Below are 19,080 nucleotides of genomic sequence, written 5' to 3'. Positions count from 1 at the left end.
CGTGAGTTGAAAGTTGTCTGATTTCAAAAACGGTCAAAATTAGCTAAAAGGCGCTAAAAGAACAATTGTCCGGAAGGAGAGGCTAACGGAAGTGCGATTCTAATAGGCCTGAGACCCGTGAGGCTCTTAAAGTTATACATGGAACGATAAACAATCTCTTTGGTTCCAATCCTTTCAATTATCTTTGCGGAGAAATTGCCTGTGCAGTAGTACAGGTTTCTGGTTTTCATAGCTCTATGTCCAAGTCAATTCAATCTGCTCTTATTTCCGTTTATTATAAGGACGGTCTTGAACCTCTTGTTCGCCTTTTAAACGAGCACGGCGTGAAGCTGTACTCGACCGGCGGAACGCAAACCTTCATCGAAAGTCTCGGTATTCCGGTGACGGCCGTTGAAGATCTTACTGGTTATCCATCTATTTTCGGGGGGCGGGTAAAAACGCTTCATCCCGCCGTTTTTGGCGGTATTCTGTACCGGCGCAACTTGCCGGAAGACGTGGCCCAGGCCGAGCGGCACAACATCCCCGCTATTGATCTGGTCGTAGTTGATTTATACCCCTTTGAAGAAACGGTAGCTTCGGGAGCCAGCGAAGAAGAGATCATCGAAAAAATTGACATTGGGGGCATCTCGCTGATTCGGGCGGCGGCCAAAAACTTTGCCGATACCCTGATCGTGTCGTCGCGTCATCAGTACGGCGACTTGCTAACGCTTTTAACGGAAAAAGAAGGAAAGACCGACCTGGAAGACCGTCGGCAGTACGCCAAAGCGGCTTTTGCGATGTCTTCGCATTACGATACGGCGATTCATAATTTCTTTGCGGGAGAGACGGCAACCACCAGCGCCGATATTTTCTCCTTCAAAAATTTACCGGCTAATAGCCTTCGTTACGGCGAAAACCCGCACCAGCAGGCTACTTTCTACGGCGAACTGGATGCATTGTTTGATAAACTGCACGGCAAAGAACTTTCGTACAATAATCTGGTCGATGTGGACGCCTGCGTTAGCCTGATCGATGAATTTTCGGATTCATTCGGTACGTCGGCTACATTCGCGATCATCAAGCACACCAACGCCTGCGGCATTGCTACGGCTCCGACGGCAAAAGAAGCTTATTTGAACGCGCTGGCCTGCGATCCGGTTTCGGCTTTCGGCGGCGTTATCAGCACCAACGTAAACGTCGATCTGGCAACGGCGGAAGAATTGAACAAGCTGTTCATGGAAATTCTGATTGCGCCCAGCTACGACGAAGCGGCTCTGGAGCTGTTGAAGTCAAAGAAAAACCGCATTCTGCTTCAGCAAAAACCCGTCGAACTGCCCGCCAAAATGTTCAAAACCATCCTGAATGGGGTGCTGGAACAAGACAAGGACAGCCAGACCGAAACCGGCGAGCAATTCAAAACCGTGACCGAAAAAGCACCGTCTGATTCGGAAGTGCGAGCACTTGAGTTTGCCCTGAAAGTGTGTAAGCATACCAAATCCAATACCATCGTTCTGGCGAAGGAAGGCCAATTGCTGGCGAGTGGCGTGGGCCAGACCAGCCGCGTCGATGCGCTCCGCCAAGCCATTGAAAAAGCAAAATCGTTCGGATTCAGCCTGGAAGGTGCCGTGATGGCTTCGGATGCATTCTTCCCGTTCCCCGACTGCGTTGAGATTGCCAAAGAAGCCGGCATTACGGCGGTGGTTCAACCGGGCGGTTCCATTCGCGACCAGGACAGCATTGACTACTGCAACCAGAATGGCGTAGCGATGGTAACAACGGGCGTACGGCACTTTAAACACTAAAAGATTAACCCGAACCAGGATTTCGATTAAGGCATTTCTAACGAAAAATGAGTGTAACAAAAAAACATAGTGGTCAGCCGCACGGTAGAAACGAGAAGCAATCGAGTCCTGGTTCGGCCCTGTATTCCATTTGGTGTGCATTCTGGTTCATTGCATTTTTTCTGATGCTGTTTCCGTTCACCTTTGTTTTTTTACAACGAAAAGAATGGAAACCGTATGCCCACAAGATCAACTACATCTGGGGGCGGCTCTTTTTCGGAATCATCGGAATGCCCATTGAGATCGATTACCAGTACAAGCCCGATCCGAAAAAGACGTACGTATTTTGTGCCAATCACTTTTCGTACCTGGATATTGCCGTGATGGGCGTCATTATTCGGAATTACTACGCCTTTGTCGGGAAACATGCCGTGAAGCGGGTGCCGCTGTTTGGGTATATGTTTTCTAAACTGCACATTCAGGTAAACCGTGAACAGGCAAACAGCCGGGTTTATTCCCTGACGAAAGCCATCAAAACGCTGGCGTCGGGACGAAGCATCGTTATTTATCCCGAAGGCGGTATAAAGTCTAATCAGCCACCCAAAATGCACCATCCTTTTAAAGACGGTGCGTTTAAAATGGCGGTGCAGCAGCAGGTACCCATTGTACCAATTTCGCTTCTGACTAACCACAAGATTTTGCCCGATACCAAGCCGTTTCGGATGCATCGCCACGCGATGAAGGCCGTTGTACATCAGCCCATTGACACAAAAGGTTTGACAATGGATGATGTTGATCGGTTGAAAGAAGAGACGTTTCGGGTAATTGACGAGGCGTTAATGAGCCAGGAAAAAAGCTTAACGAATGTTTGACGGGCTAAACGGCTTCTGTAAAAATGAAAGTAGATCACGAAACACTCCATAAAATTGCACATCTGGCCCGGCTGGAAGTGAAACCGGAAGAAGAACAGCCGCTAATCAGCAGTCTAAACAACGTGCTGACCTGGATGGAAGAATTAAACGAAATCGATACCACTGGCGTTGAGCCGCTCACGCATATTTCAACCGAACTGAATGTGCTGCGGGAAGACGTGGTGAAAGAACACCTGACCCGCGAAGAAGGCTTGAAAAATGCGCCTGCGAAGGACGAACACTATTTTCGGGTACCTAAAGTAATCGAGTAGTCAGTCCGATAATTGGGTGATTTCTCCCGCATCCCGGCACTCCTCAAGCAGTTGCCGGGATGTTTTTTTTAGGACAGGGTGTTCATAATCCGGCGCAATATCAACCAGCGGAACCAGCACAAAACGCCGATCCTGAATGTAAGGGTGGGGAATGGTTAGCGTAGCTGATTCGTGAATGAGGTCATCAAAAAACAGAATATCAATATCAATTACCCGGCTGCCCCATTTTTCGCGCCGCACCCGCCCCAGACGTTCCTCGATGCGCTGCGTTATCGTCAAGACGGCTTCGGGCAGAAAAGGCGTGAGTACTTTCAAAACCTGATTCACGTAATTGGGTTGGTCGGTAACGCCCCAGGGTGCCGTTTCGTAGCGCCCGGACTGCATCAGAATAGGGCCAATGTCTACCTTGATTTCTTCCTGGGCACGCTGAAGCATTGCCTGCCGGTCGCCCAAATTAGCCCCCAACAATATATAAACGGTGTGAAGCGTCTCAGCCATAATCGTTAAAATCCGATACTTCGTTGGTTTTGCGCCGAGAACTGAACTTCCTCCTCGAGGTGATAAATATCCGAAAGCGTCATCGGGTGATTACTTTGGTGAGTCAAGCCCCGTTCGGCCAGCAGCAGATTGGCTTTTTCGGTGGCTAGTTCCTGAAATTCGTAGCGGGCAATGAGGCGGCCTTTGCGGAGCAGGGCCGGATCAAGTCGGCCAATATCCGTGTTGAAGGTACAGATAACCTGAATTGCCAGACAGTCAGCCAGCAAGCCATCCGTTAAATTCAATAAGTTTGAGACAGCCGAATTGCGCACATCGTTTTCGCGGGAAATCAGCACTTGCTCCGCTTCTTCAATGACGAGTACCGAATTTCGCTGTTCGAGCAGAAAGGGAATGAAGCCCGGCTGCGTCATCACCTCCACGAGTTGCGGAGGCAACACCAGCACCTGCTTCGAAACCTGCGTTGTCAGGTGGCGGATGAGGTTGGTTTTGCCCGTCCCCGGCTTGCCGTGCAGTATAATCAAACCTTTCTCGTTAGCCGTGTTCAGACGAGCGATTAATTTCTCGTAAACCGGTTCCAGATCCTCGTTATAATGCTTGCGAATGTCGAGCGGAAGCAGTTTTAGCTGGGTTTCTTCAACCACCAATTCGTTGTATTGCTGCGTAATTAAACCTACTTTTCCCAGCGAATTATCGGCTTCTGGAACGCGATAGTCAGCCATGCCATCCAGTGCATTCAGCAAGGTTTCCTGCGTGGTGTAATTACCCTGCAACGAGAAGACTTTCATTGACGGAAGGTAATGCAGACGAAGCAAAACACCGTCGGGATGCGCCCAAAACGAATAATCAGTCTGTTTGGAGTGCAACTCCATTCGCTCGTAAACCAATTCAAAATGATGACTGGCCAGATAATCCGTTAATGAGCTTTGGTATTCGCCCCGGCAGTGTAAATGATTCGGGAAAACACCGAACCGGCTGACGAAGTAATGAATATGCGGAAAGTCATCATCGTCGGGTGAAAAATTAAACTGACTAGCGGGTACATTCCAGGACATAGATCGTAGGCGATAAACAGACAAAAATGAGGCTATTTTGCTAAAATAGCCTTACTGAACATGATTCTTTTAGGGAGACTGGTAAATTAATGCCCTTTCTCGGGAGAAAGTTTGCCCGGAAGTCCTGTATACGTGGTATCAGTCCGTGGATTACCCCGCAAAAAGGCAATTAATGCTACCACCGCGGCAATGGCTGCCCCTGCAATCGCTACGTGTGGAACGGAGCCGTTGGGTTGCTGCTCGACGGCAATGGCAATATACGCCCAGGTAAATACCAGCAAATAGGCATAACTCCGAATACGGATAAACGTAAAAAGTCCAATCATTAGCCCGCCTACCATCATGATCTCAGACCAGGTTTGGGTATCCAGCCCCCAGCCGCTCCAGCCGTTCGCTAGCAGCCAGACCGAAACATTCGCGATAGAGGCAACCGTTAACCAACCGAAATAAATTGCAAACGGCACGCGGGCGAGCCATTTCTCCGCCGTTGACACTTCTTTAATCAGGGCCTCGTCCTGGGGCGTTTCCCGGGCGCCGAGTCGCAAACCGAGGTTGATGCCCAGCGCCGTCAGGACCATGCCAAATATAATCAGGACCGATGTGCTGAAATATTCATTCTGGAAAGCCACCAACCACAAACAGTTCAGGATACCGTTGATAATCACCAGTAAACCGGTTGCCCGAAAGCGGGGATTAGTTCGTTGAGAAGGCAGGAGCTGATAAATGGCAAAACAAAATAAGCCCAGATAAATTATGCTCCAGATCGAAAAAGCGTACCCCGCCGGGGTGAAATCGGTATGGAATCGGTCGGATACCTGCCCGTTTGTCTGCCCGCCAATGGGTAGCGTTTGGGACAAGTAGTTCATAATGAGGACAGAGATGATCGTAAAAACGACCAGAAACTGTCTGAGTCTATCGTTTTTCATAACAGAACCAGTTGGCAATGATATATTTAACCAGTTCTGTTTATGAATGTTTGTAAGCTCACAGGAACTGCACAATCGTTTCCAGACCCATGCCCCGCGAGCCTTTGATCAGGATGTGCGTATCAGTAAAAGGATTGTCCATGATCCAGTTATGCAGGGAAAACTTATCCGGGAAATAATACGCCCGCGGCAGCGCTTTCAGCGCGTATTTCATGTCTTTTCCGGCCAGAATGACCGTGTCGAATTTCCCTTTCGCGATGAGTTCACCCAGGGCCGCGTGTTCGGCGGGGCTTTCGTCGCCCAATTCGTACATATCGCCCAGAATCACCACTTTACGGGCGGCATCCCGCTTAATGAAATTCTGGATGGCCGCCTCCATCGAGCTTGGATTGGCATTGTAGGCGTCCATCAATATTGTATTGCTTCCCCGCTGAATGACCTGTGACCGGTTATTGGTTGGGTTATAATCCGCGATGGCGGCGTTGGCTTCCTCCGCCGGAACACCAAAATACTTACCCAGGCACAAAGCCGCCGCGATGTTGTCGAAATTATACTGACCGCTCAGATGCGTAGTTACTTCCTGGTCGTTTTCGTCGCGGTAAATAATCACGGGGGATTCCTGCAAGAGCGTCGCCCGAAAGAAGGCATTATCACCCAGATAGTGCACTACTTCGTTAAACTGCCGTTCGCGCTGCATTTCCTGCAAGGTTGTGTTGGTGCCGTGAACAAAAACGGTCCCGGAATGGGCGGCCAGCCAGTCGAAAAGCTCGCCTTTTCCTTTCCGAACGCCTACTTCACCGCCAAAGCCTTCCAAATGCGCTTTTCCAACATTGGTGATCAGGCCGTGCGTGGGTTGCGCAATGGAGGACAGGAGCTGGATTTCGCCCTGGTGGTTAGCGCCCATCTCGACTACGGCCATCTCAAAATCATCGTTCGGACCATCTGGATTTGGACCATCATTGCGGATCGCCAGCAGCGTCAGCGGAACACCAATGTGATTGTTCAGGTTGCCAAAAGTGGCGTAGGTTCGGTATTTCTTGGACAAGACGGCGGCAATCAGTTCTTTGGTGGTGGTTTTGCCGTTCGAGCCTGTCAGGCCAATTACCGGAATCTGAAGCGTTTGCCGGTGAAAACGAGCGAGTTCCTGCAAGGCCGTCAGTCCATCGGCTACCAGCAAAAACCGCTCGTCCGTAACCAATTCTGGATTGTCGATAACGGCGTAGCGAGCGCCTTGTTCCAGCGCTGTTGCGGCAAATAGATTCCCGTCAAATTTATCGCCTTTTAAAGCTAAAAACAGACAACCTTCGGTTATTTTGCGGGTATCTGTTGAAATGCTGCTGCACTCGCAGAAGCGGTCGTAGAGTTCGTTGATCGAAATGCTCATTTTCCGGTTTGAGCGTAAATGGTAATGGGTGAAGCGTCCGTTATAAGAAGAACTCCCAAAGTTACATGAAAAAGCTTTTTACTGTCCTTTATTTGCTGATACTTCCTGCCGCCCACGCTCAGTTTTCGTTTCAGTACGATACGGGTCCAAGCGTAAAAATCGGTACCCAGACGCTGGTAAATCCCTGGGCGGGTGGCGTTAATGCCGCTCAATACTCGCGGATTCACCTGAATACCGACGCTGTTGAAGACCTGGTTTTATTCGACCGGAAGGCCAACCGCGTGATGACTTTTATCGCCGAACCCTTTGGCGCTAGCTACCGCTGGAAACACGCCCCGCAGTACGAGAGTCAATTTCCCCGCGATCTGCTGTACTGGATGTTATTGGTTGATTATGACCAGGATGGAAAAAAAGATTTATTCACCCACGCACCCTCCGGGCTAAGAATTTTTCGGAATACGTCTGAAAATGGCAAGCTAAGCTGGGTGTCGGTCATCGATCCGGTCTACGGCGAAGGCTTATCCAGCTCCAAGCTAAACCTCTACATTTCATCGCCCGACATACCCGCCATCACGGATGCCGATGGCGATGGAGATATTGACATCATTACGTTTGAACTCAACGGCAACACCACGGAATACTGGCAAAATATGAGTGTTGAGCGGCACGGAAATCCCAAAGGACTGGAGTTTAAAAAGCAGGGGTTATGCTGGGGGAATTTTAAGAAAGAATATTGCAATGACTTTGTTTTCGGGCTCGATTGCAGCGTTCCAAGCGGAGGCCGCATCGGTACTAATCCCAATGCACGGCCCATGCACGTAGGCAATGCCTCGCTGCTGCTGGACTTGAACGGCGACGGAAAAAAAGACATGCTATTTGGCCATATTAGCTGCGACAACGTAGCTGCGCTCATCAACAACGGCGGGAATGGAGCGGCGGCTAACTTTCAGTCCTTCAAGGCTTCGTTCCCGGAGAAAGAACCCATTCTGTTCGATATTTTCCCGGCGATCTATTGGGAAGATGTTGATTTTGATGGCAAAAAAGACTTGCTCGCTTCGCCTAATGTCTACGAAAACGATGGCAATCTGATTGATTTCCGAAACTCTACCTGGTTTTACCACAATGGCGGTACCAATGAGCTGCCCGACTTTGGGCTTGTTCAGAAGAATTTTCTGCAGAACGAAATGATCGAAGTCGGGGAGCGGGCCGTTCCCGCATTTGCGGATCTGGACGGTGACGGCGATCAGGATTTAATCATTGGTAATGCTGGTGTGCGCAACGAACAGGATTTTCGCGCGCGACTTACCTATTTTGAAAATACGGGAACTGCCGCGCAGCCCGTGTTTGAGCGCCGCACAGAGGATTATCTGAATCTGTCCGCTACGTTTAAACTGACCAACCTGCAACCCGCCTTTGTGGATCTGGATGGCAACGGCAGCCTGGATCTGGTTTTTGCCGGAGTAAATGCCAACCGGGGCATGGACATTCGCTACCTGCCCAACCAGGCGGCGCGTGGAGCAGCCATGCAATTTGTGCTCACAAACGTCCAGACAATTGCATCTCCCGACCGGCTGAATGCTGGCGACGTATTAAACTGGGCTGATATTGATTTGGATGGCAAAGTCGATTTGCTGATTGGAAAAACGGGCGGGAGTTTGGAATACCACCGCAATGTCGGGACGGGCAGTGCGCCTCAGTTTGCGCTGCAAAACCAGAATTACGGAAAAATAGGCAATGAATACACCAACAGCAGTGCTTCGGTGGCGTTGGTTGACCTGAATGGCGACGGCATCCGCGAGGTCGTTATCGGCGATTATTCCGGGCTTGTCAAGCTGTACCAGTTACCCGAAAATCCGGACGCAACGATGAAATTGCTGGATTCAACGCTGGTTGTGAACAGTGAAGTGCCCAATTCAAAGGAGGTTCTGGGAGCTAATTTGGCGCTGGTCGCCTCCGATCTCAATGGCGATGAGCTGCCGGATTTGGTGGTTGGCACCCTGGCGGGTGGGCTGCACTTTTTGAAAAATACCTCCGAAAAAGTCATCGTTAGCGGCGAAGAACCCATTAGTGGCCCCTGGGCTTTCCCGAATCCAACGGACCGCTACGTACAGCTTGTGCCGCCCGCCGATGGTTGGGTGGAGGTGCTTAATTTGAACGGGCAAACCGTAGGAAAAAGACAGTCAGTAAAAGAAAAAGTAATCACCTGGCTAGACCTGGGGAACCACGCTACGGGCGTTTACATTCTACGCTTTACGTCGGCTAAGAATCAGGTGCGTACGCAAAAAGTTGTGGTTGCTCGGTAGAAAAAACGGCTATTTTCGCCGCAGTCTGGTTAATGAAGTAAATCGATTTAGAAATTATGCTGCTTTACGTCAATTCACGTTTGGAGGAGGGATCCAAAAAACGCCTTCGCGACCAGGTTCCGGCTGATATTCAAATTGCTTTTCGTCAGGATCTGGCAGAAGGCGAGCAAGCAGAGGTTTTCGCCCAGGCTGATTTTTTGATGGGCAATGCTCCCGCCGACTGGCTAAAAAGCCCGAATAAGCTGCAATGGTGGCAATTGGATTCTGCCGGGTTTGATGCTTACAAAGACATTGAACTCTCAATTCCGGTAACAAACATGGGCGATTTTTTTGCCTGGCCCTGCGCTGAAACCATCGTTGGGGGCGTGTTGGCCTTTTACCGGACGCTGGACGAATTAGCGGTCCTGCAAACGCAGTCGAAGTGGGTGGGAGCGGCTTTGCGTCCGTCGATGTTTCTGCTGCGGAAAAAGTCGGTGATTATTCTGGGATCCGGCGCAATTGGCCAGGTAATCAAGCAAATTTTAACAGGTTTTGAATGTTCGATACGCTTTCTGGCTCGTACCAATCCAGACGCTGAGTTGCATACGGTGGAGGAGCTAAAGGAGGCCTTGCCTGATACCGATATTGTCTTTAACACCTTGCCGGGTTCGGCCAAAGGCTTTTTCTCAGCAGAACTGATTAAGGCCATGAAACCGGGTAGCGTGTTCGCCAACGTAGGGCGGGGAACCACCGTGGATGAGGCCGCTTTGATTGAAAATCTGCAATCTGGCCATTTAGGCGGGGCTGTCCTTGATGTAACCGAAAAGGAGCCTTTACCCGCCGACAGTCCGCTCTGGACCATGCCGAACGTGATATTGACCCAGCACACGGGGGGCGGCATCGCTACGGAGGAATTGGGCAAAATTGACCTGTTTCTGGAAAATTTACGGCGCTTTCAAGAGAAAGAACCCTTGCAGAATGAAGTAAAACTAGAACGGGGCTACTGAGCTGGCAAACTGAAAATTAACCCAAAAAGACCGCGCTTCGTGCCGGTCTTTTTTTTATACACTTGCCTATTTGGTAAAAACGAAATTAACTAATTGTTACCAAAAGGCTGCGATTGATAGCATTTCGTTGACAATGGCTTCATGCTGAGTTCATAGCAGAATAGGAGCTTTGTAACACTTTCGGGTAGTCGTAAATACTTGTACGATTGCGCAAAAGGCGTTTTAATCTCCGTCTTATTTAATCTATGAAGAAAAGCTATTTCAACTCAAAAATTGCCACCCTGGTTGCCTTGGTCGTGGCAGGCTGTAGTACGCTGGATGATCATCGTCCGGGTCCGGGGGCAACGGCTGTTGTCTTGAAGGACTATTCTGTAAATCCCTCGCTAGTGAAAGCATTGCCCGGGTTTGAATACCTGACGATCAACACGTTGATAAGCAGCGATGATAAGCTGGAACAGTCGCCGGAGTTTGTATTTGGTGCGCAACCTGACGGGGCGGGCCTGATGAAAAATCCGAACGGAGAAGGCTTTATCCTGATTGACAACCACGAAATTCACCAGTCAGTTTCCCGGGTTTATCTGGACAAAACGTTTAAGCCGGTAAAAGGTGAATACATCGTTGATTACGTAGGTGGTCAGTGGCGTTTGTGTTCGGCCACGCTGGCGACTCCGGCTGAGCATGGCTTCGGACCGTTGTTCCTGACGGCTGGTGAGAGCGGTGCTGAATCAATGGTTCACGCCATCGATCCTATCGGCGCTATTGATAAGCAAAATAAAAACCGCGTTCTGCCCGCGTTGGGAAAAGCCAGCATGGAAAATGCGGTTCCTCTGCCTAAGGATGCTTTTGTGGGTAAAACCGTAATCATCATTGGCGAAGATGACTCGAACGGCCAATTGCTGGCGTATGTCTCCAACACGGTTGGTGATCTGAACAACGGGAAATTGTACTTCCTGCGTCGCCCTAACCAGGATCCAGTAGAGACAAACATGGTACAGGGACAATCGTACGATGTGGAATTTGTCGAAGTAACTAACCCGAAAGCATCGACAGGAGCGCAGATTGCAGCCCAGTCGGTAGAGAAAAAAGCCATTCAGTTTGCCCGCGTCGAAGACATCGATTACCGCAAAGGCGGTGGTGCCAACAGCCGGGAATTTTACTTCACGGCAACCGGCGTTAGCCAGGCCGACAAAATAACGCCCGTAACGGGGAAAACCATGTGGGGTCGGGTGTACCGCGTGGTACTCGATGCCAACGATCCGTTGAAAGGTAAATTGTCTGTTGTGGCTGATGGTAGCGTTAGCCCGGGCGACAACATTGTGAATCCGGACAACCTTTGCGTGACGGAGAATTTTGTTTATATCCAGGAAGATGGCGATTCGTATTACCTGGAAAATAAGCACGATGGCCGTATCTGGCAATATTCGATGGCTACGCAGGAGGTGAAGCCGATGATGGAAATGAACCACCGTCGTAACGATCCGGCTTTCAATGCCAAATACAACCCCAGCAACAACCAGCAGTTGAGCTCGTGGGAGTACGGTGCCATGTACGATGTGTCTGACCTGACGGGTATTCCGAACACGTTCTTGGTGAACCTGCACCCACACACCTGGCAGGATGCAAAATATGCCAACCCAGACGGAAGTGGCCTGAGCACCAACCGCGAAGGTGGCCAGGTTGTGATTGTTCGGGGCGTTCAGAAATAAGCAGCTTCATTGACGCCAACCCTCCTGCCATTCGGTGGGAGGGTCATTTTTTTAACCGATAACTTCATGAAAAAGAACATCCTGCTGTTTATAGGCACGTTGTTGCTCAGTGTACTCTTGTTTGGCTGGATGGAACAATCGGCTCAGCCCGAACAGGCAGCTACGGAGCGGGCCAAGCAGCAATTCACGCGCGATCTGGAGGCATTTGAGCAGCTTCTGGTTAGCCGGTTGTTGCCACTGGCCGAAAAAGGAACGGACACAAAGGCCTTGCAGCAAACGTTTTTGCTTTGCCGACAGGGGTATAAAAAACTGGAACATTTTACGGAATATTACGCGCCGGGAACCAGCCGCCTGCTCAATGGTGCCCCGTTGGATGAAATTGAAGTTGAAGAAACAAAATCGTTTGAACCGGCGGGTCTTCAGGTAGTCGAAGAACTGGTTTATGCCGAAGAAGGCGAGTTGGACAAAGCAGAGTTAATTCGGCAGATCAAAAACCTGCGGAATCAGGTGGCCCGGATTCGGACGGTCTGGAGTGTAACCGAACTAACGGACGCTCATCTTTTTGATGCTTTGCGGTTGCAGGTTTTTCGAGTTATTACGCTAGGAATCAGCGGCTTTGATACCCCCATTTGCAAGACGGCCATGACCGAAGCCGCTACTTCGCTGGCCAGCCTGCGTACCTACGCCACCTACTACCCCAAAAATGCGGAAACCAATACGCTTAACCAATTATTCGAACAGGCAGAAACGTACTTGACGCAACACGCCGATTTTGATACGTTCGACCGGGCGATCTTCATTCGAACGCTGGCGAATCCGTTGACAACAAAGCTATTGGCTTATCAGAAATCCCTCGATATTCAGCCTTTTAACGAAGCACGGGTGCTGCGTGCGGATGCGGCAACGCTCTTTGACTCAGCGGTTTTTAACCCGGATTTCTACGCGCCCCACGCGGACATGCGCACCAACCGCTGGAAGGTGATGCTGGGCGAAAAGCTGTTTTTCGACCCTATTCTTTCGCATAACAATAGCCGTTCCTGCGCCAGTTGCCACCAGCCTGACCGGGCTTTTACGGATGGATTACCCAAAGCAGCTACGCTAACCGGCAAGGGTGCTGGCTTGCGGAATACGCCAACAATTCTGAATGCGGCCCTGCAAAACGGCCAGTTTTACGACCTACGTTCACAAACGCTCGAAAATCAGTCGCTTGATGTGGTGCATAACATCGACGAAATGCACGGTTCGCTCGACGAAGCCGCGCTGAAATTGCAACGTTTGAAAGAGTACATGAGTCTTTTTCAGCAGGCTTTCCCAAGATTCAAAGGCAATGTAGAACCGGTTCAGATTCAGAATGCATTGGCCGCTTACGAGCGTTCGCTGGTGCGGCTTAATTCCCGCTTCGATCGCTACATGCGGGGCGAGGAGAAGGCCATGACACTGGAAGAAATCAGTGGATTTAACCTGTTTATGGGTAAAGCCAAATGCGGCATTTGCCATTTCATGCCCGTTTTTAACGGAACAATACCCCCTAATTTTGCCAAGACAGAATCGGAAGTTATTGGCGTTCCAGCCAGCTCCAAAGTAAATGCCGCCACGGGTCGGCACGAAATTGATGGCGATTTGGGCCGTTATGCGCTCACCAAACTGGATCCGCTGAAATATGCTTTTAAGACCCCGACGGTTCGCAACACCGAATTAACGGCACCTTACATGCACAATGGGGTCTTTAAAAAATTGGACGAAGTAGTTGATTTTTATGACAAAGGAGGGGGCTCCGGCCTGAAAATTGCGTTAAGTAATCAAACGTTACCGGAGGATAACCTTAACTTGTCGGCACAGGAAAAAGAGGCTATCATTGCATTTATGAAAGCGCTCACGGATGCGCCGGTCCAGCCGTCAAAAGGGGCGTTGGCCAGTTTAACATTTTCTAAATAAGTTGCTCTACTACATATATGCGGTTATGGTGCTTGATTTTGGGTTTTTTCTGGTTCAATGCTCCGTCAATTCTAGCCCAATCTCAGCCAACTAACCCATACCGATTTGAAGTTGAATTAGGCGCTTTCGGCGCAACAACGGATCAGATTCCTTTCTGGCTCCGAACCAATCAATATGGTACAGTGCCGTTGGAGGGCCCAGCCGGTACGGCCCGAATCGGGATTGCCCGGGAGTATCGGGCGGATTCCACGTCACCCAGTCGCCGCGGATTTGATTGGGGAGCGAGCGTGTATGGGGTTGCCAACACCATCATCGACGGAGAAACGAAAGGTCTCTTGCCGGAAGCGTACGTAAAAGCTCGTTTCCGGTGGTTGGAACTCTACGCGGGGCGGCGGCGCGAACTGGTGGGAATTGGCGATTCAACGCTTTCTTCGGGATTTGTTACTTGGTCGGGCAATGCCTTACCCATTCCGAAGATCCAGTTATCGATGCCTGATTTTGTGCCCCTTAAATTCACCAAAAATTTTGTGGCCATTAAAGCCAGCTACGCCCACGGCTGGTTTAATGCACCTTACATTCAGGGTGCTTTCCTGCATCAGAAATACATCTACGCGCGTCTGGGGAAACCCGATAAGCGTTTTTTCTTTTACGTGGGTTTAAACCATCAGGTTCAGTGGGGCGGTCGGGCCGATTATTTGAAAAACAATCCGGTTGCTGTAAACGGAAAATTGACTACTGCTTTTCGGGATTACGTAAATCTGGTTTTAGGGCGCTACCCGGAGGAGATGTATAACGATCAGTACAGCTCGTTTGACGGGGAAAATCGCATTGGGAACCACATTGGGCATTTTGATTTTAGCGCCGAATGGAAAAGCAGGGGCCTGAATACCTTGCTGTATCACCAGCATATCTATGAAGATGCGTCCGGCATTAATTTCTTCAATATCCCGGATGGCTTGTGGGGAATTCGTTTTCGCAACATGAACCCGCTTGATAATCAGGTTTTTCAGCTGAGGAAGGTAGTTGCCGAGTTGCTAACGACCATGAACCAGTCTGGTTCTGTTTTTGATCTGCGCGTCCGTACCCAGGGGCGGGACAATTACTTCAACCACAGCCAATACCGCGAAGGGTGGTCGTATTTTGGGCGTACCATTGGCACCCCGTTTATCATGCCGGTGAGCGATTTGCGGCCGGAAACGCAGCGCATCAGCGGCACGTTTTTTCCTAATAATCGGGTGCAGGTATGGTATCTGGGTCTGGAAGGCGTTTTTATGCAGCAGATCAAGCTAACGGCCAAGTTGTCTTACAGCCGGAATTATGGTACCTACAATCAGGGGTATGTACCGCCCATCAATCAGGTATCATCGCTGGTAGCCGCCCAGGTTCGGCTTCCGCGTTTGGGTGGAATTCTGCTAACAGGAAAATTGGCCACCGACCGGGGTGGATTATTACCCTCCAGCGTTGGCGGATACGCCTGTATATCAAAAATATGGTAAAAAAGAAGCTAACAGGCTATGGAAAGCACTGTTAGCTTGCGAAAGTTTTAAGCGTCGGTTGGTTCAGCGACGGGAGCTGCCTGCGCGTTCATCTCCGGCGATTTTTTAGCTTTTACGCTAAACTTTTTTCCTTTCTTGCCTTCTTTTTTGGAGCTTGTATCTGACTCTTTCTGTTTTTTCTTTTCTTCCTTTTTGAGCGTCTTGATAATCTTTTCAGCTAGCTTTTTAGCTGCTTTGTCAATGGCTTTTTTTACTTTTTTGGACTGATCACCGGCTTCGCTTAATTTTGCTTCGATGGAGTTAGCAATTTCACTAGTCAGTGCTTTCTTTTTAGCTTTCATAGGGGGTATTATTAGCAGCTTTTTTTCAAGATAAAAAATCTACAAACAAATACGAAAAAAACGGTAGAAACAAAAGCCGTATATTAAGTTTTTGTTAAGTTATTTAGCCTAAAAAAGGCCATTTTTAATTAAAAAGCTCATCGATATGCATCGGTGAGCTTTCCTGTTTTCTTAATCTAAACTAAATCCTTTGAAAGCTAGACGGGCTAGATAACGGCACAAACTTACGCTTTAGTTTGGAGAAGCAGCCTCTTTACAGATTATATTACTGTGAAGAAAAATAGCTCGTCAAACTAGTCAAAAGGTCAATGTATACCGCGCTGAAATGGCCCGTCCCGGCAGGTTGTATCCCCGCTTCTCGTAGTAATTTTCGTCCGTCAGGTTGTTGACTTGCAGGGTCAAGCTGTGGCTGCGCGTGAGTTGATACGAAGCAGCAAAATCAAGAACAGCGTAGTTGGGGTATTCGATTTCCGGGCTGGCCACGTCCGTGAAGTCCGTGTCTTTCCGGGGACCAACATACCGCCCTGATAACCGCAGCCGCAGTTTGCGCAGGTTATCGTATTCAATGCCGTAGTTCCCGTTTGTTTTGGCAACGTTGTACACATCGCGCTCGATCCGGGAGGCGTCTGTTCCGACAATTACCTCCGTCGCGTTAAACAGCGAAGTTGCGTTCAGAATAACTTTTAGCGAGTATTTGTACTGACTAAGCGCCCCGAAATCGTAGGTTAGTTCGGTTTCCAGGCCGCTAATTTCGGAGTCGGCCGCATTGACGTAGCTGGTCCGCGAAACAATCACATCCTTATTGGGCAGTACTTCGTTGACCTGACTCACCACGCGGGCGATGCGGTTTTGAACGCGGGTGGAAAAATAAGTCACATTGGCCGAAAGACCTACCTGCGGTTTACTGAAACTCAAGCCTAAATCCCAGCTTAAACTGCTTTCATTGGTTAAGTCCGGATTCCCGGCGATCACCGAAATCTTACCCGCCGAGCTACGCACCTCCGAATAACCGGCTACGCTGAAGGCATCGGGAGTAACAAAAGCGCGACCCACGGTTCCTTTCAGGCGCAGGGCTGGCAGCAGTTCATAGGTCAGGCCGAGGCTGGGGCTGACAAACGGATTGGTTTTTTTGCCGCTTTGGTAGGTGGTCAGCAAAGGGGTGTCTTTCACCTGAAACGTGATGTTGTCGTAGCGAACGCCGGGTTGAACCGTCAGGCGGTCGAAGCGCAGCAGCGCCTGGGCAAAAAACGCGGAAGAAATCAGGGCGTAATCGGGTTGAGACGGTGCACGCTCGGTGGTTGCATCCGACCAGCGACGGCTTTCGGTGGATGCATTCAGGTAATCGTAGCCAACAATCAGCGAGTGATTCCCCAGCCGCCAGACATCCTTGACCTGAATGCCTTGCCAGTTATTGCCGGTGCTGCTCGAACGGTAGGGAATAACCGGTTTGCCGGATGCATTGAGGGTATAAATGCCCGAATTTTCTTCTGCCGTAAACACTTTCAGGCTGGGTTGGTGCTGGCCAATTTGCCCCGTCAGACTTACTTCCCCGGCGGCGCGGTCAACGTCTTTTTTACCGGCTTCTGTAGTGCCGTAGGTAATGTCGCCCGGCGACTCTACGTCGCGGGCCAGAAAACGCTCACCCCGCACATCGACGCGCCAATTGCGGCTAATTTGGTAGCCCAGGCGAAGGGCGCCGGAATAATAATGCATCTGCGTAAATGGGCGGCGCTGGCCATCATCTTTTCGGTCGTCAATGTCCTCGGCGGGCTTGTTGGCGTAGTTCCGCCGTGCGGTTGTAAAATCAAAGCCATCCCGAAACCAGTTATTTTTTCCGATCTTATAATCCTTAGAGCGTTCAAAATAAGCAAATGACAGGTCATAGTCTAGCCTCTTGCTTAGATTGCCACCCGCGTTTAATCCGGCCTGAAGCGTTTGAAAACTACCGTATTCTACAAACGCATTGCCTTTGGTTTCGCCACTGGAGCGCCGGGTGATGACGTTAATGACGCCGCCCATCGCCTGCGAACCATACAGGGAAGAGGCCGGACCTTTCAGGACTTCGATGCGCTCGATGCCGTTCAGGTTAATGAGCGACAGGTTGGTAACACCAGCGGGCCGCCCGTCGATCAGGAGCAGGGTGCGCTGGTTCAGACCCGAAAACTGCGGACGAAAACCCCGAATACCGATACCCGACGAAAGACTAGGATACTGAATAACGTTGACCGCCGCCGTTTTTTTAACGATGTCGGTTAGGTCCAGCGCGGGTGTCAGGGCAATGTCCTGCTGAGTAATGATGTTGATTTTCTGAGGAATAAGCTCTTTTCGTGTTTCATAACGAGTAGCCGTCACCACCACGGGGTCAAGCGCCCGCTCGCGGGTGGAATCCGAAGGGATGGGTTGCGCCTGCGCGGCTGACAGAATAGAGAGAAAAGAAATCGTCAGACCCGCGGAGTGACGAAAAGAATTACTGGAAAAAAATGAAAGGGGCATATAGTAAGAAAAAATCAAGACAGAAGGACTTCGTAGAGCGTATAAAATCCAATAAGGATTGAAAAGCCCCCCACTACGTAGTTGATCATTCGGATGGCGGTCTGCCACTTGCCGATTACTTTGTGGAGCGAAAAAGCCAGTAAACAGCCGTAGACGGTCATGGCAACCACAATTCCGACGCTTTGCAGAATGATGATCCAGACCGCTGTCGAGGCATCGCGGGCGGCCAGCGTCAGCGCGATGGTGCAGGCGCCACCCGTTCCGGCCAGCCCATGAATCATGCCGACCCAAAACGAACGGCTGACGGTTTTAGGCGATGTGTCGGTAGACGACGCGGCAGGTACAAAATTGCGCCGGATGGCAACAAGGCCGAGCCAGATCATCAGTGGCCCTACGACCAGTTCGACCTGCTCGGCAATGTTCAGCGATAACGACGATTTGAGTAATAAGATCAGGCAGGCAAATAAAATCAGCGTAAACGAATGGCCCAGCGCCCAGTGCGAAGAGCGCCAGACAATACGCCAGATTTGAGCACGATTTTTTTTGTCTTTTTCCGAAGCCAGCACCGAAACCGCCGCCATGTGGTCGGGCTCGAAAGAGTGCTGCACACCGAGCAACAGGGAGTCCAGTAAAAGTGGATTAACCATGTGTGTTTTCTGTTATTTTTTACCTTTTAGGCCGGCAGAATACAGGAAAAGACACGAGGAGGTGAAAGACAGGCCAGGGGCTGTCTGAAGATCGACCTCCTGCTTTTATTCCCGAAAGCAGACCGGATATGACAACAAAAGGCAGGTCTTCTGGCTCGTTCAATTCTGACGCCTTCCCGTATGAAATACAGTGGCTTACCTGTCAGAACGCTGTGATGAACTTACAGCAGCGGGTACTGCTCCGGAATTGCACCGGATTCCCTTTTAAGTGCTTCATGGTAGCGAAGCACACCGATTGTTGGGGCAAAGCTACATTATTTTTGGTGGAAACAAGCAAGGCGAAAAAATGAGGCGGCGGATTCGATTGTTT

15 protein-coding genes and 1 riboswitch are annotated in these 19,080 nt (G+C 50.1%); of the genes, 8 read left to right on the top strand and 7 right to left on the bottom strand.

What is annotated here, in order from left to right:
• Nucleotides 1–236: 236 nt before the first annotated feature.
• Genes purH through gatC form a run of 3 tightly spaced genes read left to right on the top strand, consistent with a single transcriptional unit; the run spans nucleotide 237 to nucleotide 2,943 of the window.
• Complete coding sequence (purH, locus tag L0Y31_RS00420; protein ID WP_234735090.1) at nucleotides 237–1,781, top strand: bifunctional phosphoribosylaminoimidazolecarboxamide formyltransferase/IMP cyclohydrolase; 1,545 nt, start codon at nucleotides 237–239, stop codon at nucleotides 1,779–1,781.
• Between the two features lie 47 nt (nucleotides 1,782–1,828).
• The gene (locus L0Y31_RS00415) at nucleotides 1,829–2,632 is read left to right on the top strand and encodes a lysophospholipid acyltransferase family protein (RefSeq protein ID WP_234735089.1); all 804 of its coding nucleotides are present in this window, start codon (nucleotides 1,829–1,831) and stop codon (nucleotides 2,630–2,632) included.
• Between the two features lie 23 nt (nucleotides 2,633–2,655).
• Nucleotides 2,656–2,943, top strand: coding sequence for an Asp-tRNA(Asn)/Glu-tRNA(Gln) amidotransferase subunit GatC (gene gatC / locus L0Y31_RS00410; RefSeq protein ID WP_234735088.1), 288 nt, complete (start codon nucleotides 2,656–2,658; stop codon nucleotides 2,941–2,943).
• Here the strand turns inward: gatC and folK are convergent, their stop codons facing one another.
• From folK to L0Y31_RS00390, 4 genes are all read right to left on the bottom strand, one after another.
• Nucleotides 2,944–3,441, bottom strand: coding sequence for a 2-amino-4-hydroxy-6-hydroxymethyldihydropteridine diphosphokinase (folK, locus tag L0Y31_RS00405; RefSeq protein WP_234735087.1), 498 nt, complete (start codon nucleotides 3,439–3,441; stop codon nucleotides 2,944–2,946).
• A gap of 5 nt (nucleotides 3,442–3,446) precedes the next feature.
• Nucleotides 3,447–4,493 carry an AAA family ATPase gene (locus tag L0Y31_RS00400; protein WP_234735086.1) on the bottom strand — a complete coding sequence of 349 codons (1,047 nt, stop codon included), beginning with the start codon at nucleotides 4,491–4,493 and terminating at the stop codon, nucleotides 3,447–3,449.
• An 86-nt stretch (nucleotides 4,494–4,579) separates the two neighbouring features.
• Nucleotides 4,580–5,419 carry a tryptophan-rich sensory protein gene (locus tag L0Y31_RS00395; RefSeq protein ID WP_234735085.1) on the bottom strand — a complete coding sequence of 280 codons (840 nt, stop codon included), beginning with the start codon at nucleotides 5,417–5,419 and terminating at the stop codon, nucleotides 4,580–4,582.
• Between the two features lie 58 nt (nucleotides 5,420–5,477).
• Nucleotides 5,478–6,803, bottom strand: coding sequence for a UDP-N-acetylmuramoyl-tripeptide--D-alanyl-D-alanine ligase (locus tag L0Y31_RS00390; RefSeq protein WP_234735084.1), 1,326 nt, complete (start codon nucleotides 6,801–6,803; stop codon nucleotides 5,478–5,480).
• A gap of 65 nt (nucleotides 6,804–6,868) precedes the next feature.
• Here L0Y31_RS00390 and L0Y31_RS00385 point away from each other — a divergent pair, with 65 nt between their 5' ends.
• The 5 genes from L0Y31_RS00385 to L0Y31_RS00365 all read left to right on the top strand — a co-directional run bounded on the left by L0Y31_RS00385 (nucleotide 6,869) and on the right by L0Y31_RS00365 (nucleotide 15,229).
• Entirely contained in the window at nucleotides 6,869–9,106 is a 2,238-nt protein-coding gene (locus L0Y31_RS00385) for a T9SS type A sorting domain-containing protein (RefSeq protein ID WP_234735083.1), read from the top strand.
• Nucleotides 9,107–9,162: 56 nt separating this feature from the next.
• Nucleotides 9,163–10,092: a D-2-hydroxyacid dehydrogenase gene (locus L0Y31_RS00380; RefSeq protein ID WP_234735082.1), complete on the top strand. Its 930-nt coding sequence runs from the start codon at nucleotides 9,163–9,165 to the stop codon at nucleotides 10,090–10,092.
• A gap of 245 nt (nucleotides 10,093–10,337) precedes the next feature.
• Nucleotides 10,338–11,798: a PhoX family protein gene (locus L0Y31_RS00375; RefSeq protein WP_234735081.1), complete on the top strand. Its 1,461-nt coding sequence runs from the start codon at nucleotides 10,338–10,340 to the stop codon at nucleotides 11,796–11,798.
• A gap of 66 nt (nucleotides 11,799–11,864) precedes the next feature.
• A complete protein-coding gene (locus tag L0Y31_RS00370) occupies nucleotides 11,865–13,733 on the top strand; it encodes a cytochrome-c peroxidase (protein WP_234735080.1) in 1,869 nt (622 codons plus the stop codon).
• Between the two features lie 17 nt (nucleotides 13,734–13,750).
• On the top strand, nucleotides 13,751–15,229 hold the full coding sequence (locus L0Y31_RS00365; protein ID WP_234735079.1) for a capsule assembly Wzi family protein: 1,479 nt from the start codon (nucleotides 13,751–13,753) through the stop codon (nucleotides 15,227–15,229).
• Between the two features lie 47 nt (nucleotides 15,230–15,276).
• Here the strand turns inward: L0Y31_RS00365 and L0Y31_RS00360 are convergent, their stop codons facing one another.
• The 3 genes from L0Y31_RS00360 to L0Y31_RS00350 form a co-directional block, all read right to left on the bottom strand.
• Nucleotides 15,277–15,570: a hypothetical protein gene (locus tag L0Y31_RS00360; RefSeq protein ID WP_234735078.1), complete on the bottom strand. Its 294-nt coding sequence runs from the start codon at nucleotides 15,568–15,570 to the stop codon at nucleotides 15,277–15,279.
• Between the two features lie 297 nt (nucleotides 15,571–15,867).
• Nucleotides 15,868–18,063: a TonB-dependent receptor gene (locus L0Y31_RS00355; RefSeq protein WP_234735077.1), complete on the bottom strand. Its 2,196-nt coding sequence runs from the start codon at nucleotides 18,061–18,063 to the stop codon at nucleotides 15,868–15,870.
• A 14-nt stretch (nucleotides 18,064–18,077) separates the two neighbouring features.
• A complete protein-coding gene (locus L0Y31_RS00350) occupies nucleotides 18,078–18,710 on the bottom strand; it encodes a cytochrome c biogenesis protein CcdA (protein WP_234735076.1) in 633 nt (210 codons plus the stop codon).
• A gap of 123 nt (nucleotides 18,711–18,833) precedes the next feature.
• Nucleotides 18,834–19,021, bottom strand: a riboswitch (cobalamin riboswitch).
• Nucleotides 19,022–19,080: the final 59 nt, after the last annotated feature.

The sequence above is a fragment of the Tellurirhabdus bombi genome (assembly GCF_021484805.1).
In the GTDB taxonomy this organism is placed as follows: Bacteria; Bacteroidota; Bacteroidia; order Cytophagales; family Spirosomataceae; genus Tellurirhabdus; species Tellurirhabdus bombi.
The sequence above is the reverse complement of the archived record's forward strand: the minus strand, read 5'-3'. Positions and strand labels throughout refer to the sequence as shown.